Annotated in this window: 18 protein-coding genes and 2 pseudogenes; 11 read left to right on the forward strand and 9 right to left on the reverse strand. The window is 60.8% G+C overall.

The window, feature by feature from the left end; all coding sequences use genetic code 11:
• Positions 1-2: 2 nt before the first annotated feature.
• From FIU85_RS21090 to FIU85_RS21100, 3 genes are read left to right on the forward strand one after another with little or no spacing between them, the layout of a single operon-like run.
• Positions 3-776 carry a DUF5131 family protein gene (locus tag FIU85_RS21090; protein ID WP_254703080.1) on the forward strand — a complete coding sequence of 258 codons (774 nt, stop codon included), beginning with the start codon at positions 3-5 and terminating at the stop codon, positions 774-776.
• The gene (locus tag FIU85_RS21095; protein ID WP_152498399.1) at positions 773-2,044 is read left to right on the forward strand and encodes a sodium:proton antiporter; all 1,272 of its coding nucleotides are present in this window, start codon (positions 773-775) and stop codon (positions 2,042-2,044) included. Before FIU85_RS21090 ends, FIU85_RS21095 begins: the two co-directional genes overlap by 4 nt.
• Positions 2,041-2,418, forward strand: coding sequence for an MmcQ/YjbR family DNA-binding protein (locus tag FIU85_RS21100; protein ID WP_254703081.1), 378 nt, complete (start codon positions 2,041-2,043; stop codon positions 2,416-2,418). The genes FIU85_RS21095 and FIU85_RS21100 overlap by 4 nt, the downstream gene beginning before the upstream one ends.
• Before the next feature lie 366 nt (positions 2,419-2,784).
• Here the strand turns inward: FIU85_RS21100 and FIU85_RS21105 are convergent, their stop codons facing one another.
• Positions 2,785-3,564: a helix-turn-helix domain-containing protein gene (locus tag FIU85_RS21105; protein WP_152498401.1), complete on the reverse strand. Its 780-nt coding sequence runs from the start codon at positions 3,562-3,564 to the stop codon at positions 2,785-2,787.
• A gap of 102 nt (positions 3,565-3,666) precedes the next feature.
• On the opposite strand from FIU85_RS21105, the gene FIU85_RS21110 reads away from it, so the two are divergent.
• The 3 genes and pseudogenes from FIU85_RS21110 to FIU85_RS21120 all read left to right on the forward strand — a co-directional run.
• Positions 3,667-5,280: an ABC transporter substrate-binding protein gene (locus tag FIU85_RS21110; protein ID WP_254703082.1), complete on the forward strand. Its 1,614-nt coding sequence runs from the start codon at positions 3,667-3,669 to the stop codon at positions 5,278-5,280.
• A gap of 108 nt (positions 5,281-5,388) precedes the next feature.
• Positions 5,389-6,894 carry a M81 family metallopeptidase gene (locus FIU85_RS21115; RefSeq protein ID WP_152498403.1) on the forward strand — a complete coding sequence of 502 codons (1,506 nt, stop codon included), beginning with the start codon at positions 5,389-5,391 and terminating at the stop codon, positions 6,892-6,894.
• Between the two features lie 148 nt (positions 6,895-7,042).
• Positions 7,043-7,117, forward strand: a pseudogene (locus FIU85_RS21120) (IS6 family transposase); the annotation flags it as partial.
• A gap of 190 nt (positions 7,118-7,307) precedes the next feature.
• Here the strand turns inward: FIU85_RS21120 and FIU85_RS21125 are convergent.
• Positions 7,308-7,724 carry an arsenate reductase family protein gene (locus tag FIU85_RS21125; protein ID WP_152498404.1) on the reverse strand — a complete coding sequence of 139 codons (417 nt, stop codon included), beginning with the start codon at positions 7,722-7,724 and terminating at the stop codon, positions 7,308-7,310.
• 3 nt (positions 7,725-7,727) lie between these two features.
• On the reverse strand, positions 7,728-8,780 hold the full coding sequence (gene arsB, locus FIU85_RS21130; protein ID WP_152498405.1) for an ACR3 family arsenite efflux transporter: 1,053 nt from the start codon (positions 8,778-8,780) through the stop codon (positions 7,728-7,730).
• Positions 8,781-8,891: 111 nt separating this feature from the next.
• Between arsB and FIU85_RS21135 the strand changes: the two genes are divergently transcribed.
• Positions 8,892-9,212, forward strand: coding sequence for a helix-turn-helix transcriptional regulator (locus FIU85_RS21135; RefSeq protein ID WP_152498406.1), 321 nt, complete (start codon positions 8,892-8,894; stop codon positions 9,210-9,212).
• Positions 9,213-9,218: 6 nt separating this feature from the next.
• Positions 9,219-9,479, forward strand: a complete 261-nt coding sequence (locus tag FIU85_RS21140) for a hypothetical protein (protein ID WP_254703083.1) — start codon at positions 9,219-9,221, stop codon at positions 9,477-9,479.
• 79 nt (positions 9,480-9,558) lie between these two features.
• Here the strand turns inward: FIU85_RS21140 and FIU85_RS21145 are convergent, their stop codons facing one another.
• Positions 9,559-10,443 carry a LysR family transcriptional regulator gene (locus FIU85_RS21145; RefSeq protein ID WP_152498407.1) on the reverse strand — a complete coding sequence of 295 codons (885 nt, stop codon included), beginning with the start codon at positions 10,441-10,443 and terminating at the stop codon, positions 9,559-9,561.
• Between the two features lie 99 nt (positions 10,444-10,542).
• On the opposite strand from FIU85_RS21145, the gene FIU85_RS21150 reads away from it, so the two are divergent.
• From FIU85_RS21150 to FIU85_RS21160, 3 genes are all read left to right on the forward strand, one after another.
• Complete coding sequence (locus FIU85_RS21150) at positions 10,543-11,721, forward strand: MFS transporter (protein ID WP_152498408.1); 1,179 nt, start codon at positions 10,543-10,545, stop codon at positions 11,719-11,721.
• A gap of 137 nt (positions 11,722-11,858) precedes the next feature.
• Complete coding sequence (locus tag FIU85_RS21155) at positions 11,859-12,683, forward strand: aldo/keto reductase (protein WP_152498409.1); 825 nt, start codon at positions 11,859-11,861, stop codon at positions 12,681-12,683.
• Between the two features lie 31 nt (positions 12,684-12,714).
• The gene (locus tag FIU85_RS21160; protein ID WP_152498410.1) at positions 12,715-13,386 is read left to right on the forward strand and encodes a type 1 glutamine amidotransferase domain-containing protein; all 672 of its coding nucleotides are present in this window, start codon (positions 12,715-12,717) and stop codon (positions 13,384-13,386) included.
• Between the two features lie 204 nt (positions 13,387-13,590).
• On the opposite strand, the gene FIU85_RS21165 is transcribed toward FIU85_RS21160, so the two are convergent.
• The 5 genes and pseudogenes from FIU85_RS21165 to FIU85_RS21185 all read right to left on the reverse strand — a co-directional run bounded on the left by FIU85_RS21165 (position 13,591) and on the right by FIU85_RS21185 (position 18,656).
• Complete coding sequence (locus tag FIU85_RS21165; protein WP_152498411.1) at positions 13,591-14,301, reverse strand: IS6 family transposase; 711 nt, start codon at positions 14,299-14,301, stop codon at positions 13,591-13,593.
• A gap of 46 nt (positions 14,302-14,347) precedes the next feature.
• Positions 14,348-14,724, reverse strand: a pseudogene (locus FIU85_RS21170) (transposase); the annotation flags it as partial.
• Positions 14,725-15,188: 464 nt separating this feature from the next.
• Entirely contained in the window at positions 15,189-16,409 is a 1,221-nt protein-coding gene (locus FIU85_RS21175; protein ID WP_152498412.1) for a phenylacetate--CoA ligase family protein, read from the reverse strand.
• 46 nt (positions 16,410-16,455) lie between these two features.
• Positions 16,456-17,280 carry an ABC transporter ATP-binding protein gene (locus FIU85_RS21180; RefSeq protein ID WP_152498413.1) on the reverse strand — a complete coding sequence of 275 codons (825 nt, stop codon included), beginning with the start codon at positions 17,278-17,280 and terminating at the stop codon, positions 16,456-16,458.
• 95 nt (positions 17,281-17,375) lie between these two features.
• On the reverse strand, positions 17,376-18,656 hold the full coding sequence (locus tag FIU85_RS21185) for an ABC transporter substrate-binding protein (RefSeq protein ID WP_152498414.1): 1,281 nt from the start codon (positions 18,654-18,656) through the stop codon (positions 17,376-17,378).
• Position 18,657 lies beyond the last annotated feature (1 nt).

The following is an 18,657-nucleotide window of genomic DNA, read 5'->3' on the forward strand; positions in this document are numbered from 1 at the left end:
CGATGACCACAATGAAGACCGGGCAGATTTCCTACGATCAGGACATGAAGATCGATGCGAAGACCTGGAACGCCTTTACCGGCTGCACCAAGATCTCTCCTGGTTGCAAGCATTGTTACGCGGAAACCATGGCCAAGAAACTCCAGAAGTGGGGGACGGCGGGCTACGCAAACGGTTTCCGGTTCACGGTGCAGCATGATCGATTGGAACGGGCAGACCCGCTGAAGCGCAGGAAACCGACTTTCTGGTTCATCAACTCGATGAGCGACACCTTCCACGAGGATGCGACCGACGCAGACATCGACCGGATCATGGATATTGTCGAGCGGGGGCATTGGCACAATTTCTACATCCTGACCAAACGTGCCGACCGGATGCGCGCCTATTTCGACAAGCGCCGCGTCCCCGACAATCTGTGGTTCGGGGTCACGGTGGATGATCGGGCATACGGCCTGCCCCGGTTGAAGGATTTGCAGGCGATCGACGGACGCAACAAGCACATCTGTTGCGAACCCTTGCTCGAAGACCTCGGCCCCCTGGATCTTGACGGCATTCGGCTTGTCGTGGGCGGTGGTGAGAGCGGCCCCAAGGCGCGGCGGTGTATGCCCGGTTGGGTCGCCTCCTTGCGGGACCAATGCCTGACACAGAATGTGCATTTCTACTGGAAGCAATGGGGAACCTACGGACCGGATGGCGCACGCCAGGGGAAAAGCCGAACCGGCCACCTGATCGAAGGCAAGTCGTATCTCTCGATCCCTGATGACCTGATGCCGTGATAGACAGCTATACCGTCACCCCATCGACCTATGTGGCGCTGGCCACTGTCGGCGTCGCTTTCCTGGTCTATGGTGGACTGGGTCGCCTGCTGAACCGCCTGTCCTTCAGCAGTGCCATGTTCTTCCTGCTCGTGGGCGTTGCGGCCAGCACCGTCGGGTTAGGCACGATATCCGCCGAGGCGGCAGGCCTGCTGCTTCGGATCTATGCAGAGGTAACCCTCGCCATCGTCTTGTGCACGGAAAGCGCCAGGATGGATTTCCGCGCCCTGCGACGGGACCTCGGCACGCCTGTCCGTCTCATCGCAATTGCATTGCCTGCGTCGATCGTCCTTGGGGGGATTGCCGCTTGGCTAATGCTGCCCGGTATCGGCTGGGTCGAGGCCGCTTTGTTGGCAGTGGTGCTGGCGCCAACTGATGCTGATCTCGCCCGGCCTGTCGCCACCAACCCCGATGTGCCTGAGGAGGTTGCCCTTGGGATCGAGGTTGAAAGCGGTCTGAATGACGGGATTTGCGTGCCGCTTCTGCTAACTCTGGGCGCCCTGGCGGTGGGGGCGCAATCGGATGAGGCCGCCGCGCCCATGTTATTGCGATTTCTCTCCGAGGAGCTTGGGATAGGCACAGGGGTCGGGGCCGCGGTCGGCTTCGCCTTTATCTGGTTTGCCAACACGACCAAGGGCCGCTTTTTCGTGGTTGGATCATGGCTTCTCGTGCCTTTTGTCGCCCTTGCGATATCCTCCTTTGCCCTGGCCCAGTCCCTGGGCGGCAGCGGGTTCATCGCGGCCTTCGTGTCCGGTGTCGTTGTGTCCTTCGACAACCAGAAGCGGCGGTTCAAGCTGATCGAAACCTCGGAAGGTCTGGCAAATGTTGTGTCGGCACTCACATGGATTGCCTTCGGCGTCTTCTGCATCCCGATTGTTTGGGCGTCGGCAACATGGTCAATGGCGGTGCTTTCCATCCTGTTTCTGACGGCGGTGCGCATGGGACCAGCCATGGTCGCGCTGATCGCATCGGGGCTTCCAGCCAGCCAACGCGCTTTCGTCGGGTGGTTCGGGCCGAGGGGGTTGGCCAGCATTGCCTTCCTGATGCTGCTTCTTGACGAAGGCGTCATCACAACCGACGGGCCGATCTTCGAGGTTACTGTGCTGACAATCGCGGCAAGCATCGTTCTGCACGGAATAAGCGCGGGCCCGCTGGCAGCCATGATCGGGCGGCCCAGCGACACCGGCGAGTCGTCGATTGAAAATCAAAAGCGAAATACCGACCAATGAAAGAGGAGGCGGATATGAAGAGTGTCAGAAATGATGTCATCGCATACGGGAAAGAGGAATATGACGTCGAGCCCGATCGGCCCTTCGAGAAGTATCCCAGCTACTTCGTCCTGCGACACAAGGAGAATGACAAATGGTTCGCGCTCGTCATGGACGTGCCCGCGCACAGGATTGGCCTGGAGGGTGACAGGAGCATAGACATTCTCGACATCAAGGCCGATCCCGATGAAATCGGCGCGTTGCGAAAGAAGGTCGGGTTTTTTCCAGCATATCACATGAATAAGGAACACTGGTTGACTGTGATCCTCGATGGCACCGTTGAACTGGATGAAATCAAACGCTTGATCGACCGAAGCTTTACCTTGTCCAAATAACCGGACGAAATTTTCAAAGATTGACAAGCTTCAAGAGGCAAGCCCCACTCAACAGAACACGGCGCGGTAAAGAACTTCCAGCGCCGCGTCTTCAATGTGTTCGTTCGACATTGGACTCTGCTTTGATATGAGTTCAGTACAGGTTTTGCCGTCATTTGCATTGAGTAGCCGTTCATCTCCGCCACGACGAATATCGGTTCTCAGCCCTTCCTCCCGACGTCCCGCGCAGTCGCGGGGAGAATCGAGCACTCGCAGCGAACATTAGGAAGGTCCCGCGAAGCTGTCGCACTCGAACTTGGCACGCCTCCTACTTTTTCTCGTGGGTAATAGGGAAACTATTTGGGCTTCGAGCGCGGTCGACTTGCGCTACAATGATATATCTTCACGTCCTGTCGCCAGGTACTTTCTGATAACCGGGTCGATCTTGCGGCTATTCTCCTCGTAGATCCCGCAGGACCGCAAAACGTCGCGTGTGGATCTGTAGTCGCCCACTCGCTTCCACACAACGTCCGAGGCAAAGGGCGTCCGGCGAGGCAAGGACGCCAGGAAGGACATCTTTCCGAACAACAACTGTTTATTGTGCCGGTGGGGCGGGATCAGGATCGACATCGTGAACGCGCCTTCGTTCTTTTCCTCGTAATCGATCACGAAGATCCGCCCACTATGATAGGCCGCCTTGCCGTCGCACCGAGTCCAGCGGCGGGCGCTGGCGGCCGTGTCTGGCATGGTTTCGATAAGCCGTGTGTGCACGAGCCCATCGCGTTCATCAAGAAATGCGGCATTCACCACGATGCTGCCCGGTGCTGCAGGGGAAAGGAAATGCACTTGATACGTGCCCAGGAGCGGACGCAGCTTTGCAAGATCGCCGGGAAAGGCCACGGCGAACGGGTCCTTGCGCCTGTCCGAAAGGGATCGCTGCCGCCTTGTGACCGCGTCGACCAGCCTGTCATGGGGGCCCAACAACTGCGCATCGTCCAGGCCAAAATACGTGCTGATCCTGCGCAGGTTATGCGCCGAAGGTCGTGCGCGCCCCGCCAGATACTTGCTGAATTGTTGGTGATTGATCCCGATCTCGCGACAGACCTGAGCGACCGAGGGTTTCTCGGCACAAAGATATCTCAGGTTCTCGGCAAGATGCTCTGTCATGAAACTTCTTCCGCAAGTCGCTTAAAGTCGCTCAAGAAAGCATAAAGCCGCTTAGTTGTTTTGCAAAAGGATTCGGCCGATCCCTTGGCAAACGAGAACGCAATGGGAGACCTCGACATGAACAAGCAACAGTATCTCAGCCTACTCCAGACCCGCCTGAATTCGCGCCAGATCGGACGTCGCGACTTCATGCGCGGTGCATTGGCCATTGGGCTTGGTGTGGCTGCCGCAACCGGCCTCGCAGACCGCGCTGCCGCCGCCACGCCACAAAAGGGTGGCATGCTAACCGTCGGCATCGGCCACGGAGCTACGACCGACACGCTGGACCCAGGTAGGCTCGAGGCAGGATTCCTTATTCCTCTGGCTCTCGGTGTAAACGGTTATCTGACCGAGATCGATGCCAACAGTGCCGTGCGACCCTCCATCGCCGAATCCTGGGAAGCGTCGCCGGATGCAAAGGTATGGACTTTCAAACTCCGCCAAGGGGTCGAATTCCATAACGGCAAGCCGGTTACCGTCGAAGATGTCATCGCCTCCATCAACTACCATCGTGGCGAGCAGTCCGAGTCCGCGGGTGCGCCTCTGGTGGCCAACGTCACGGAAATCCGCGCCGATGGGTCAGATACAGTCATTTTCGAACTCGACGCCGGCAACGCGGATTTTCCGGCAGCGCTCAGCGATTACCACTTCCCGATCCTGCCGTCTGCGGACGGCGAGATCGACTGGCAGTCCGGCATCGGCTGCGGCGCGTACCGTCTGGACAATTTCGATCCGGGCGTCTCGGCGGACCTGTCCCGTTTCGAAAATCATTGGACAGATGCCGTCGGACACGTCGAAAACTGGCGCCTGCTGACCCTGCTGGACACCAACGCCCGAATGACCGCCGCAGTCTCTGGCGACGTGGATATCATCAACAAGGTCGACCTGAAGACAGCAACACTCTTCGCCAGGAAACCGGGGATCAACCTTCACTCTGTCGCGGGCACCCAGCATTATTCCTTCCCGATGTTGACCAACACATCGCCCTTCGACGACAACAACGTCCACCAGGCGATAAAGTGGGGCATCGACCGCGAGGAACTGGTCGAAAAAATTCTCTTCGGCTACGGTAGCGTGGGCAATGACCACCCCATCGGCTCGGGCCAGCGGTTCTTCAACACCGAGCTAAGACAGAAAGCCTATGACCCCGACAAGGCAAAGCACTTCCTGAAACAGGCCGGCCTCGACAGTCTGGATGTCCGGCTTTCCGCCTCCGATGCTGCCTTCCCCGGGGCGATTGATGCAGCACTCCTGATCCAGAACTCGGCCAAGGAATGTGGCATCAACGTCGAGGTCTCGCGCGAGCCCAACGACGGCTACTGGAGCGACATTTGGAAGAAAGCTCCCTGGTGCGCGAGTTACTGGGCCGGCCGTCCAGTGGAGGATCTGATGTTCTCTCTCGCCTTCAAGTCCGGGGTGTCGTGGAACGAGAGTTTCTGGTCCAACGAGCGGTTCGATTCTCTGTTGGTCGAGGCCCGGGCCGAGCTTGATGAGGCCAAGCGCCGCGAGATGTATTTCGAAATGCAGGACATCGTAGCCAACAAGGGCGGCGTCGCCATACCGATGTTCGCCTCATACGTATTTGCCACCAGCGACGCGGTCAGAACGCCCGACACATTCGCCTCGAACCAAGACCTCGACGGTGCGAAGTTCATGGAGCGGTGGTGGAAGGTCTGAAGATCGGCCACGTTTTGAACAAAGTGACCGGCCGGTAGCAAACCCGGCCGGTGCGGCCCTGACAAGTTGGGTCGCAAGACATGAGACAAGACAGAACAGGGGCCGGCGATGAAGCTCTTCATGGCGACGCTATCGACCGAGACGAACACGTTCTCGCCCATGCCGACGGCCATGTCCGGCTTCGAGGAGTTTTACCTGCGCCACGGCACGGCGACGCAAGATTCGCCCAACCTGATGACCGAAGCGCTGCACCTGTGGCGCAGGCGCGCCGAAGCCATGGGGTGGGAGGTGACAGAAAGCCTCGCCGCGATTGCCGAGCCCGCCGGGCCCACCATCGCCTCCACCTATGATGCGCTGCGGGGCGAGATCCTGTCGGATCTTGAGCAAGCCAGCGGGGCCGACGTGATCCTGCTGCAACTGCATGGCGCGATGGTTGCCCAACACGTCGAGGATTGCGAGGGCGACATCCTGCAGGCCGTACGCAGCCTTTGCCCTGATGCCATCATCGGCGTCAGCCTCGACCTGCATTGTCACCTGACCGAAGACATGCTCTCGGCAGCGGACTTGATCGTGACGTTCAAGGAATACCCGCACGACGACGCGGCCCCGCGTGCGCGGGAGCTTTTCGATCTGGCGCTTCGGATGACGCGCGAGGAAATCCGCCCCGTCAGCGGCATGTTCGATTGCCGTATGCTGGGCCTTTACCTGACCAAGGAAGGCGAGATGCAAGAGGTCGTACGCGAAATGCACGCTCTTGAAGCGCAGCCGGGCATTCTGTCTGTCTCTTTGGCCCACGGCTTTCCCTGGGCTGACGTAGCCGATGTCGGGACCCGTGTTCTGGTCATCACGGATAATGATGCCGAGCTTGCTGCGCGGACGGCCGAGAATTTCGGCAAGGCATTCTTTGCCCGGCGCGATGCTGTCAACGCTTCATACCCGGATCTCGACACGGCATTAGACCGCGCGATGACGTCGACTGACGGACCAATCGTTCTGGCCGACATGGGCGACAATTCGGGCGCGGGCGCGCCCGGCGACGCGACCTTCGTACTGCGTGAGGTTCTGAAGCGCGGACTTTCGGACGTGGCGGCAGGGTTCTACTGGGATCCGGTCGTGCTGCGCATCTGCAAGGATGCGGGTCGTGGCGCACGGTTGTCGCTTCGGCTCGGCGGCAAGGTCGGGCCGGATTCGGGCGATCCAGTCGATATAGACGCCGAGGTGGTGCATGTCGCGTCAGGCCTTGGTCAGCACCTTGGCGAAGGTCTGGAGCCGCTGGGTACAATGGTCTGGCTGCGCCTCGCAAACGGCGTCGACCTGCTGGTCAATGATCTGCGCACGCAGGTTTATCACCCCGAGGCGTTCGAACAGATGGGCATTCGGCTTGCCACAAAAAAGCTGGTGGTGGTGAAGTCAACCTTTCATTTCTATGCTCCGTTCCGGGCCATCACCACACGCGTCATCCAGGCCGCGACGCCCGGCGGCGCGTCGCCTGACTTCACGACATTCAGATACCTTGGCCCTGGCTCCGAATGCTGGCCGTTCGTGGATGACCCTTTCGACACGGCGGGAAACAAGCTTTCAAATACGCATGATTTGGATCAACCTGCAGTTTGAAGAGTTCCAGTAGGTTAGCAATGATGGTGCAACTCAGCCAGCCTGGGGAAAAGGTGTCGCAATCTGTTACCCGAGGTTGGCGAAAGCGCATGCCTCGATATGGCATAGCCAACTTGTTTGCGTGTACTGAACTAGTTAGGCCTCACGCATGAAGATACCTTCCAAGATGCCTCGCCTCTTGGGGTTTCGTTATATGCGCGAGATCATCGCCTATGCAGTCTGGGTCTTGTCCGTCGTCAGATGATTTGGAACAGTGCTGCCTAATCGGTAGCGGAGGATCTGGCTCGTTGTGGCTTCAGTCTATGCCGCTGTCTGTCGGTGCAGCAAGCGGCGTTTCCCGATTGTCTTTTCCTTAATCTCCTTTCATCGTGCGAGGATGGTTTCTGCCCGGCCGCAGTAAACATCGGCCCGGGTCATGGGCGGGCTCCGGTCTTGTCGATCACCATCTGGCCGTCTTCCTTATGGAGCGGCCCGGGTGGCAAGTGATCGAGCAGGTCGAAAACGGTTTCGGACGGGCGGCACAGACGCACTCCCTTCGGGCTGCAGACGATCGGACGGTTCACGAGGATCGGATGCTCCAGCATCGCGTTCAAGATCGTCTCGTCCGAAATGCCATCTGCCAGCAACCCCAGTTCCTGCGCCGGGGATCTCGTTTCGCGCAACGCCTCGCGCGGGGTCAGATCGGCGGCGGCAAACAGCGCCAGAAGCTGCGGGCGGGTCCAGCCCTCGAACAGGTAGTCGATGACGACCGGCTCCACCCCGGCGGCGCGAATGAAGGCCAGCACATTGCGCGAGGTCCCGCAGTCGGGGTTGTGGTGGATGACGATCATGGATCAGACTCCACCTGCGGCTTCAGGAAAGCGCGCCCGGGTGCGGTTCGCGAAAGCAACCAGCGAAAGCATGACCGGCACTTCGACCAGCACCCCCACGACCGTGGCCAGCGCCGCGCCGGAGTGCAGACCGAAGAGGCTGATCGCCACGGCCACCGCCAGTTCAAAGAAGTTCGACGTGCCGATCATGGCGCAGGGCGCGGCGATCCGGTGCGGCACCTTTAGCAGGTAGGCCGCGCCGTAGGCCAGCGCGAAGATCCCGTAGCTCTGGATCAGGATCGGAACGGCGATCAGAGCTATGATACCTGGGCGCGACAGGATGGTGTCGCCCTGCAGGCCGAAAAGGATGGCAACCGTCGCGATCAGTCCGATCATCGACAGCGGCTTGATCCGCGCGGTGAAGGCGCCAATGGCTGCCTCGGTCCCCAGGGCGCGACGTGTCAGCAGGCCCGCGACGAGCGGCAGAACCACGTAAAGCACCGTTGCCAGAACCAGCGTATTCCAAGGCACCACGATCTCGGTCACGCCGAGCAGCAACGCGACGATGGGCGCGAAAGCCACCACCATGATCAGGTCGTTCACCGACACCTGCACCAGCGTATAGGTGGCATCGCCCCGGGTCAGCTGGCTCCAGACGAACACCATCGCGGTGCAGGGCGCCGCCCCCAGCAGGATCAGCCCGGCGATGTATTGCGCCGCATCTTCGGGCGCGATCCAAGGCGCGAAGACATAGTCAAAGAACAGCACGGCCAATAAGGCCATGGTGAAGGGCTTGATCAGCCAGTTGACCGCCAGCGTGACCAGCAACCCCTTGGGTTGGCGCGCGACTCCGGCAATGGCCCCGAAATCTACGCTGACCATCATCGGATAGACCATCGCCCAAATCAGCACGGCAACGACAAGGTTGATCGACGCGACCTCAGCCGCGGCAATGGTGCTGATCATGCTGGGGGCCACGGTGCCGATGGCGATGCCTACGATCATGGCGATCGCAACCCAGAGGGTCAGGAGGCGCTCAAAACGGCCCATGGGGACCGGGGCGGCGGTGTCAGACATGGCAGGCTCCGGTGTCATAATTTCGTCACTTCGCGTATTCACGAATTGATTGATGGGTACGCCAGCACGGGCTGGCTTGTCAACACACTTCATTTCGCGTAATGACGAAATATGGATCAACCTTTCGCCATCGACGCTTTCAGCGCCCTTGCCCATGACACCCGGCTCGAGATCTTTCGGCTGCTGGTACAGCGCGGCCCGGCGGGTACACCAGCGATGGAGGTGGGGCGCCTGCTGAACATCAAGCCCTCGACCCTGTCGGGGCACTTGGCCACGCTGAAACGCGCTGGTTTGGTCAGCACTGAACGCCACCACCGCGAGATTCAGTATGCCCCGCGATTTGATGCGGTGAACGCGCTGGTGCGGTTCCTGCTAAAGGATTGTTGCGGCGGCGATGAAAGCGCCTGTGCGGGCATCGGCCTGCCGGACTGAGTATGGATGGTGACCGAAACCTGGCATGGCTGCCTGTTTCATGCCGCCGTGGCTGCCGACCCGAACAGCCTGCCCCTGCGCGCCCTTCTGGAACGCCACAAAGCCGAGGTCGCGTCCTGCGCGGCCGCGGCGACCGGTCTTAGTGCGGCCGAGACCGAACTGTTCGTGATCATCGAGGGCCTGACCCAGGCCTGGCCTTTGCGCGACGACGCCGCGATCGAGGCCGCCAAGCGTCTCGCGCAGGCGCTGCGGGCCGCGCTCGGGTAGCTGTCCCGCACGGCACATGAACGGGGCTTGTCAGGTTCAGTCGTTCTGACATGCGCCCCCGAGACCCTCGCGCGCAGCGCTACGTCACGATTTCTTTCAGCCAGTCCAGAAAGACGGCCAGCCGCCGCAAACCCGATGCGCGCGTGAGATAGAGTGCGGTCATCTCCAGCGGCTCGGCCGTGACCTCGCCGGGGAAAAGCTCGACCAGCCGGCCCGCTTTCAGATCCTCGGCGACCATGAAGTCGGAGAACCGTGCGATACCGCAGCCGGCGACCACAAGCCGCCGGACCGCTTCCCCGTTCGAGGCCTCTACAGCGGCGGGAACCTCGACGGGGTGGTCCATGCCGCGAAACTCCAGCAGGTTGATATGGGCAGGCGCCGAGAACCGCACCTGCGCCAGTCGCGCGAGATCACCCGGCATCTCTGGCCATCCCTGCGCGTCGAGGTAGTGCGGAGCCGCGACGAGTTTCCACGGAGTTCGACCCAAAGGCCGCTTCAGCAGGTCACTGTCTTCCAGCGGCCCGAACCGGATGGCGACATCGGCATGGGCGCCGATCAGGTCAATCACATCGTCGGTCATGTCGAACCGCAAGCGGATCTCGGGATAGCGGGCGCGGAACTCGGGCAAGCGTGGCGCGATGGCGTGCAGCAAAAAGGGCACCGGTGCGTTGACACGCAACGGCCCGCGCGGGGTGCGCCCGCTGGTGCCCAGCTCCGCAAGCGCCTCAGCCCGGGCGAGGATGTCGCGCGCAGTGTCCAGGAAATCGCGCCCCTCGGGCGTCATTTCGATCATCCGCGTCGTGCGGCGCAGAAGCGTCACGCCCAGCTGCTGTTCCAGCCGACTCACCGTCCGGCTGAGGGTCGAGGGCGCGACCCCCAAGCGCCGGGACGCCTCGGCAAAGCCGTTATCCTCGACGATCGCGACAAAGGCCACGAGGTCCCGGGTCTGAGGTAATTCGTGCATTTGGCGCAATGACCCTTTCCGCCATCTTCTGTTCCCGCAAAGGCTACGGCCTGCCATCTCTCCGGTCGAGACAAAATTCCCAATCCGGAGATCAGACCCATGCCACTTGCCCTCTGGGCGCTCACCATCAGCGCCTTTGCCGTCGGGACGACCGAGTTCGTTATCGTCGGCCTCATCCCCACCATCGCCGCAGACCTCGGCGTCTCGCTGCCCTCTGCCGGGCTGCTTGTCAGCCTCTACGCGCTTGGCGTCACCATCGGCGCCCCGGTCCTGACCGCACTGGCCGGCAAGCTGCCGCGCAAGACGCTTCTGCTTGCGCTGCTGACCCTGTTCATCGCCGGCAATGCCTTTGCCGCGGTCGCCCCGGGCTATGGCAGCCTGATCGCGGCGCGTTTCGTCACCGGGCTAGCCCACGGTGTCTTCTTTGCCATTGCCTCGACCATCGCGACCGATCTGGTGGAGCGCGAGAAGGAGAGTTCGGCCATCGCCACGGTCTTTCTCGGCCTGACGGTCGCGCTTGTCACCGGGGTGCCCTTCGGCACCTGGATCGGCCAGACCTTCGGGTGGCAGTCGACCTTCCTCGGGGTTGTCGCCCTCGGCCTGATCGGCCTGATCGCGAGCGCCGTGCTGGTGCCCAACAATCTGCGCCGCGGTGCGCCCCCGTCGCTCAAGGCGCAGATGCAGGTTCTGACCTCGCCGCGACTGCTGCTTGTCTACCTGATCACGGCGGTGGGTTATGGCGGCAACTTTATCGCCTTCACCTATCTTGCGCCGATGCTGACGGATGTGACGGGCCTGTCGGCCGGAGCGGTCAGCCTCGTGATCCTGCTCTACGGGGCCTCCGTGGCGGCGGGCAACATCCTTGGCGGCAAGCTGGCCGACCGGACCGGCCCGGTTCCGGCACTGACGCTCATCTTCGCGGGGCTCGCCGCGTCTCTCGCAGCACTTGGTGTGGCGCTCGCCTCGCCGGTCGCAGCGATCGCCGTCGTGGCGGTCTGGGGTGGCTTTGCCTTTGCCAACGTGCCGCCGCTGCAGAGCTACACCGTCGCCATCGCGCGGGAGGTCGCCCCCGGCGCGGTCGACGTGGCCTCGGGCCTCAATATCGGTGCGTTCAACCTCGGCATAGCCGTGGGGGCCTGGGCCGGTGGCCTCGTGGTCGATGGCATCGGCCTTGCCGCGACGCCCTTCATCGGCGCCGTAGTCGTCCTCGCCGGCATTGCGCTGGTCCGGCTGTCCGGCGGCCTGGCCAGGCGCAGCCACCCGGTCGCCGCCGAGTGACCGCGTCCGGTTCCACAAATTGCAAATGAAAGGAGCACCCTCATGAAACAGGTTCTGCGCATTACGTGCCTTGAGGCGTGGAACGATCCCGCCCTGACCGCCGTTCCGACCACCCAAATCGAAAAGGACACCATACAATGACGATCAAACCCATCGGCCCCGCCGCCATCCCGAACCTTGGTCTAGGCACGTTCAAGATGCCCGAAGGCGAGACACGCGACATCGTCGCCGCCGCGCTTGCCGAGGGCTACCGGCATATCGACACCGCGCAGGCCTATGGCAACGAAGAAGAGGTAGGAGCCGGGATCCGCGCCGCGGACGTGCCCCGTAACCAGGTCTTCGTGACCACCAAGATCCTGCCCGAGCACTTCGCCGCCGGTGATTTCCGCGCCGCCACAGAGCGCTCGCTGGCCGCGCTCGGCACGGATTACATCGACCTGCTCCTGCTTCACTGGCCCTCGCGCACGGTGCCGCTGTCGGAGACTCTGCCCGTGCTCGACGCCCTCATCGCCGAGGGCAAGGTTCGCTTTGGCGGCGTGTCGAACTTCACGATCGCGCAACTGAAAGAGAGCGAGACCACCCTTGAAGCGCCGCTGGCCGCCAACCAGATTGAGCTTCACCCGTTCCTGGACCAGTCCAGGCTGCTCGCGCACATGGGCACGCGCAAAATCCCGTTCGAAGCCTATTCGCCGCTCGCCCAGGGGGCGGTGATGGAAGACAAGACATTGAAGGAGATCGCAACCGCGCACGGCACCACACCGGCGGCCATCTCGGTGGCTTGGCTACTCGCGAAACCGCTCGGCGTCGCTGTTCCCAAAACTGCAAAGACGTCACGCCTTGCCGGCAACCTTGCCGCCGCCGAGATCAACCTCACGGCCGAAGAGATCGCGCGCATTGATGCCCTCACACGCCCGGATGGGCGCATCGTCTCGCCGGACGCACTCGCGCCCGATTGGGACTGACATTCAGCACTGAACACAAGGAGACACAAACATGTCAAAGATCCTCATTCTCTCCACCGCCCATGCCGAACTCGGCGAGACGGGCAACAAGACCGGCGTCTGGCTCGAGGAACTGGCCGCCCCTTATTTCGCGCTGAAGGATGCTGGTCACGACATCACCGTCGCAACGCTGGGCGGCGCACCCATCCCCGTGGACCCGAACTCGGAGCCGCAGGGCGACGGCGCCGATGCCCGTTTCAAGAAGGATAAGGCCGCCATGGCGCTGCTCGAGGCGCCCGCATCGCTTTCCGACCAGCGGCCGGGCGATTTCGATGCAGTCTTCATCCCCGGTGGCCACGGTGCTGTCTGGGACCTCGCCTCTTCCGACGAGGTCGCGCAATTCCTGTCGGCCGCCTGGGAGAAAGGCAAGGTGCTCGCCTCGGTGTGCCATGGTCCCGCGGCCTTCGTCGGTGTCAAGGTCAATGGCGAACCGCTCGTGAAGGGGCGCAAGGTCTCGGCATTCACCGACAGCGAAGAGAAGGGCACCGGCCTCGAGGCCGTCGTTCCTTTCCTCCTCGAGACCCGCCTGCGCGAGCTTGGCGCGGACTTCCAACCGGGCCCTGACATGAAACCGAAGGCGGTTCAGGACGGTCGCCTCATCAGCGGGCAGAACCCGATGTCCTCCGACACGGTGGCCGAGTTGCTGATCGCTCAACTCGATTGATACGACATTGGTGCCAGCCTTGCGGGGACCCCGCTGGGCTGGCACGGCCGCGCTAACAGGCGCCGGGAAAACGCTGGTCGCGATCGGACCGCTTACGGAGAGGATCATTTCCCCTCCTACTGGTGATCCGCGACCCTGCGAAGCTCCGGAAAGGGCATTGCCAACTTATTTGCACCCGGCTGAAAGCGGCCTGCTCCGCGCCCGTCATGCGGTCATCTCGATTGCGTAGCTGTTCCAAAGATCAAAGGCATCGGATCGGGCGTGGCGGTACGATTTGGCGGTAAGACGATAGCGGCGGGGACAGAAGATCGTGTTGATCTGGTCATGTGCGATCAGAAACCTCTGAGCCTGTCCGGGTGATTTGAACCGCCCCATGAGTTTCTCTCGTTTTCGAGTTGGCCGATGGGATCCTTCGATCCGGTTGTTCAAGCTCTTGTGCGCCCGATGATCAGCATTCGCCACGAGGTTGCGGATCGGCCTGATGTAACTGCGCAGCTTGTCGGTGATCACGATCCGCGGTGCACCGAACCGGTCGATCAGCTGCTTCAGGAACCGGCTGGCGACCTTTGCATTACGTTGCTTTTGCACAAGGATGTCGAGCACATTTCCATTCGCGTCGACTGCCCGCCAAAGCCATAACTTCACGCCATTGATCGGAATAACGACTTCATCCAAGTCCCATTTGTCACTGGCGCCCGGCCTGTCGCGCTTGATGCAATCGGTGAAATGGCGGCCAAACCGGTTCACCCAGTTCCGGACGGTTTCCCGGCTGACCATCACGCCGCGTTCGGCCAGCAGATCCTCGACATCTGCCGTGCTCAGCGCAAACCGATGGTAAGCCCAGACGGCATAGGAGATGATCTCGCGGGGAAAACGAAAGCCCTTCAGGCGTCGCATTGTCGGCACGGTTTTCATGATGACCGCCTATCCCGACGGAACCACGTGATCAACTTGGCAATGCCCTCATGCGTCGTCGTCCCCATCCCCGAGCATGCTTTTTTTGAGCAATCGGTTCTCGAGCATCAGATCGGCGACCGCCTCCTTGAGCGCCGCCGACTCCGAGCGCAACTCCTTCACCTCCGGCGCTGTGGCCTGACGTGTCGTATCGCCAGCGAGCTGCTTCTTGCCGGCCTCGAGGAACTCCTTCGACCAACTGTAGTAAAGGCTCGTAGCAATCCCCTCGCGACGACAGAGTTCCGCGATACTGATTTCGCCGCGCAGACCTTCCAGCACGATGCGGATCTTCTCCTCCGCGCTGAACTGGCGCCGCGTCTTGCGTCGGATGTCCTTGACGACCTTTTCGGTCGACCCTTTTGGTGTTCCGGATTTGTGTCTCATCTTCACTCCTTGACGGTTCAGATGAGCCAGAAATCCTCCGTTATGCAATCACGCCGATCTGTACCATGGGCGCTGATCCCGGACAGGCACAACCAGTAACTGATTTTGCTCAGCTTTTTGAGGCAAGAGTCCGAGAAATAACAGCACCATGACATCTGACAACGGCCGAGGGCGCGTTGGGTAGCACATCAGTTGGAGAACAGGCTAATCTCAAGTCGAGGACTTTTCAGGGGTGCAGGTCAGAAGCTTTCGAGGCATGGAAAATCGCGGCCAACGTCGCTTGATGTAAAATCGGCACGCCAACCTGAAGGCTGCTTGAGTTACTGTGACAACACCATTTTTGCGAACAGTTGTATTTCGAGACTTATTCAGCTTTCAGCGCATAGCAGTATTAAAATTGCTGGGCCGCGATTGAAGCGGGCCAAAAAGCCGATCGCAACGTTGATGAGGCCGTCATTTGAGACTTAGTCATAGCTGCGCAGGTCCTCGATCACCTTGCCATCGTTGGGCAGGCTTCCCTTGGCCACCACCTCGATCCGGCCCTTCAGCTTCAGCACATCCGTAACCGTCGCCGCATAGGCCTCGGGCCCGCCGCCCTCGGCCTCGATCTGCACGGTCATCACGTCCATCTCGCCCTCGCGGCTGGCCACCACCCTTGCCCGCGCGATCTCGGCGTGCTTGGCCACCAATGCAGCTACCTGCTCGGGGCGCACGAACATGCCCTTGATCTTGGTGGTCTGGTCGGCCCGTCCCATCCAGCCCTTGATGCGCATGTTGGTCCGTCCGCAGGGGCTTTCCCCTTCCATCACAGCGCTCAGGTCGCCAGTGGCAAAACGGATCAGCGGATAATCCGGGTTCAGCGTGGTCACCACCACCTCGCCAACCTCTCCGGGCGCCACCGGCGTGCCAGTGCCGGGCGTCACGATCTCAACGATCACGCCTTCGTCGACGATCATCCCCTCCTGCGCCGCGCTTTCATAGGCGATGTTGCCCAGATCGGCGGTGGCATAGCATTGCAGGCAGGTGATGCCCCGGTCCGCGTACTCCTGCCGCAGCGACGGAAACAGCGCCCCGCCCCCCACGGCGGCCTTGGTGATGCTCAGGCGCAATCCCATCTCGTCCGCCTTGTCCAGGATCACCTTCAGGTAATCCGGCGTCCCGGCATAGGCCGTGGTCCCGATGTCATGCGCCGCCTGCACCTGAAGCTCGGTCTGCCCCGTCCCGGCGGGCAGCACCGTGGCCCCCACGGCCCGCGCGCCGTTCTCGAACATCATGCCGGCGGGCGTCAGGTGATAGCCGAAACAGTTCTGCACGATATCGCCCGCGCCCACCCCGCACGCATGCAGGAACCGCCCCATCCGCCACCAGTCATTCCCCGTGCCGCCCGGCTCATAGATCGGCCCGGGGCTCTGGAACACATGCGCAAAGCCCGAGACCGGCCCCGCCGTCAGCCCGCCAAAGGGCGGCGCGGCCTTCTGCGCCTGTCCCAGGTCCGCCTTGCGCAGCACCGGCAACCCGGCCAGATCGGCCACGCTCTTGATATCCCCCGGCGCGACCCCCGCCAGCGTGTCGCCGTAACCCGGCAATCCTTGCGCCCGTTCGATCTGCGCGCCCAGCGCTTCGGATATGGCCGCCGCCCGCGCATCGGGACTCCGCGTCTTAAGGTCGTCGTAAAACTGGCTCATCTCCTTGCTCTCCACCGGCCGCTTCGGGCCCTTCCCGACCTGCGCCTCAACTCAGCCACCGCTTGCGGCGGCGATAGCTGCGCACGTCGCGGAACGATTTGCGCCCCTCGTCCGACATGCCCAGGTAGAATTCCTTCACATCCGGGTTCTCGCGCAATTCCTTCGCGGGCCCGTCCATCACTACGCGCCCGCTCTCCAGGATATATCCATACTGCGCGAACCGCAGCGCCACGTTGGTGTTCTGCTCGGCCAGCAGGAAGGTATAGCCCTCCTCCTCGTTCAGCGACTTCACAATCCCGAAAATCTGCTCCACCAGCTGCGGCGCCAGCCCCATGCTGGGCTCGTCCAGCAGGATCGTCTCGGGCCGCGACATCAGCGCCCGCCCGATCGCGCACATCTGCTGCTCCCCACCCGAGGTATAGCCCGCCTGGCTCTTCCGCCGCTCCTTCAGGCGCGGAAAATATTCGTAGACAAGGTCCAGATCCTTCTCGATCTCCCCCTTGCTCGACCCGCGCGTATAGGCCCCGGTCAGCAGGTTCTCCTCCACCGTCAGGTGCTCGAAGCAATGGCGCCCCTCCATCACCTGGATCACGCCCTTCTTCACCAGCTCCGACGGCACAAGGTCCTGCACCCGCTCCCCGCGGTACCGGATGTTGCCCTTGGTCACCTCGCCCCGCTCGGATTTCAGCAGGTTGGAAACCGCCTTCAGCGTGGTGGTCTTGCCCGCCCCGTTGCCGCCCAAAAGCGCGGTTATCCCGCCCTTGGGCACGCTCAGGCTCACGCCCTTCAGCACGAGGATCACGTGGTTGTAGATCACCTCGATATTGTTCACCTCAAGCAGGTTCTCTTCGGTTCGTCCTGAGTTCATCATTATTCCTAATCTTTTTTGATCACTCGAAGGCGGGTCAGAGTTGTGATCTCGAAGCGGCAGCTTGGCCCCCGCTTCGAGAGGCTATTTTGCCGAAGTTACTCGCAGCGAAGCTCGATGCCTACTTCGGCTGCATATGCCTCGGAATCTGCAGTAATTAATGGGTTAATCACGTCGTTGTCGGGAGCAATGAAATCAGTCAACATTGTCCAGCTCTTTGTCTCTGCATCCCATTGACGCACAGCGGCCAAGCCCTGGCCGCCATGATTGTCACATGTCGCCTCAATTTCCGGAGCGAAGTTTTCGAAGCCAAGATTGGCCATTAGCTCTTCTGTAACTACTAGAGTTTCCATACCGTCTCGGACCATCGGTGCTGTAACTTGTGACACTCCATGAATTTCTTGCGCAGTTTTAATCGCCTCAACCGCTAGCATGGCGGAATAGAGGCCACGATTGTAAAGCACTGTACCCATCTGATCGCCATTTCCTGCTGCGAGCCCTTTGTCATAAACGAACGTCTTAAGGTCGCCGTATACGCCGAAGTTTGCGCCCGACGCATGCATAGCCAAAGCCTTGTATCCATCGGAGTTTTTTCCACCGGGCAGCACATCTGACTCAGAGCCCGACCACCAAACGCCAATCATGTTTTCCAGCGGAAAGCGCACGTTAACCGCTTCGTTGATAGCAACAGGGTTCATTACGCCCCAGCCCCACAACAACACGTAGTCCGGCTGTTCACGCCGGATTTGCAACCACTGCGACTTTTGCTCCTGTCCAGGGTGGTCAACTGCAAGAGCAGTGAAGTTGAACCCGTGCTTATCTGCCAAGATTTCCAAGGTCGGAATTGGTTCTTTGCCGAATGCAGAATTATGGTGAACCAGCGCGATCGATTTACCGGTCAGATCGCCATTATTCTCCTTGAGCAAGTATTTGACAGCGACACTGGCACCTGCCCAATAATTCGTCGGATAATTGAAAATCCATTTGAAAACTGCGCCGTTAGCAGCCGAAGTCCGGCCATGTCCTATCGAATGAATTGGGATTTGGTCTGCACTGGCCTTAGGGATAAGCTGATAGTTCAGTCCGGTTGAAACCGGTTGATAAAGAACTGCTTTCTGCTTGGTCGCTTCGTAGCACTCGACACCTTTCTCAGTATTATAACCAGTTTCACACTCAGGCATAACGATCTTTTGTCCGCCAACACCGCCGTCACGCTCGTTGATTAATGTGAAGTAGTCTGTGTATCCATCAGCGATCGGAATTCCGTTCGCGGCATATGGTCCGGTTCTAAAACTAATTAAAGGTATTGTAAGATCTGCCATAGCAGGGCCTGCGAACATTGCTATTACAAGCGCGAATGTTATGATTTTACTCTTCATT

The organism is Roseovarius sp. THAF8 (assembly GCF_009363735.1).
In the GTDB taxonomy this organism is placed as follows: Bacteria; Pseudomonadota; Alphaproteobacteria; order Rhodobacterales; family Rhodobacteraceae; genus Roseovarius.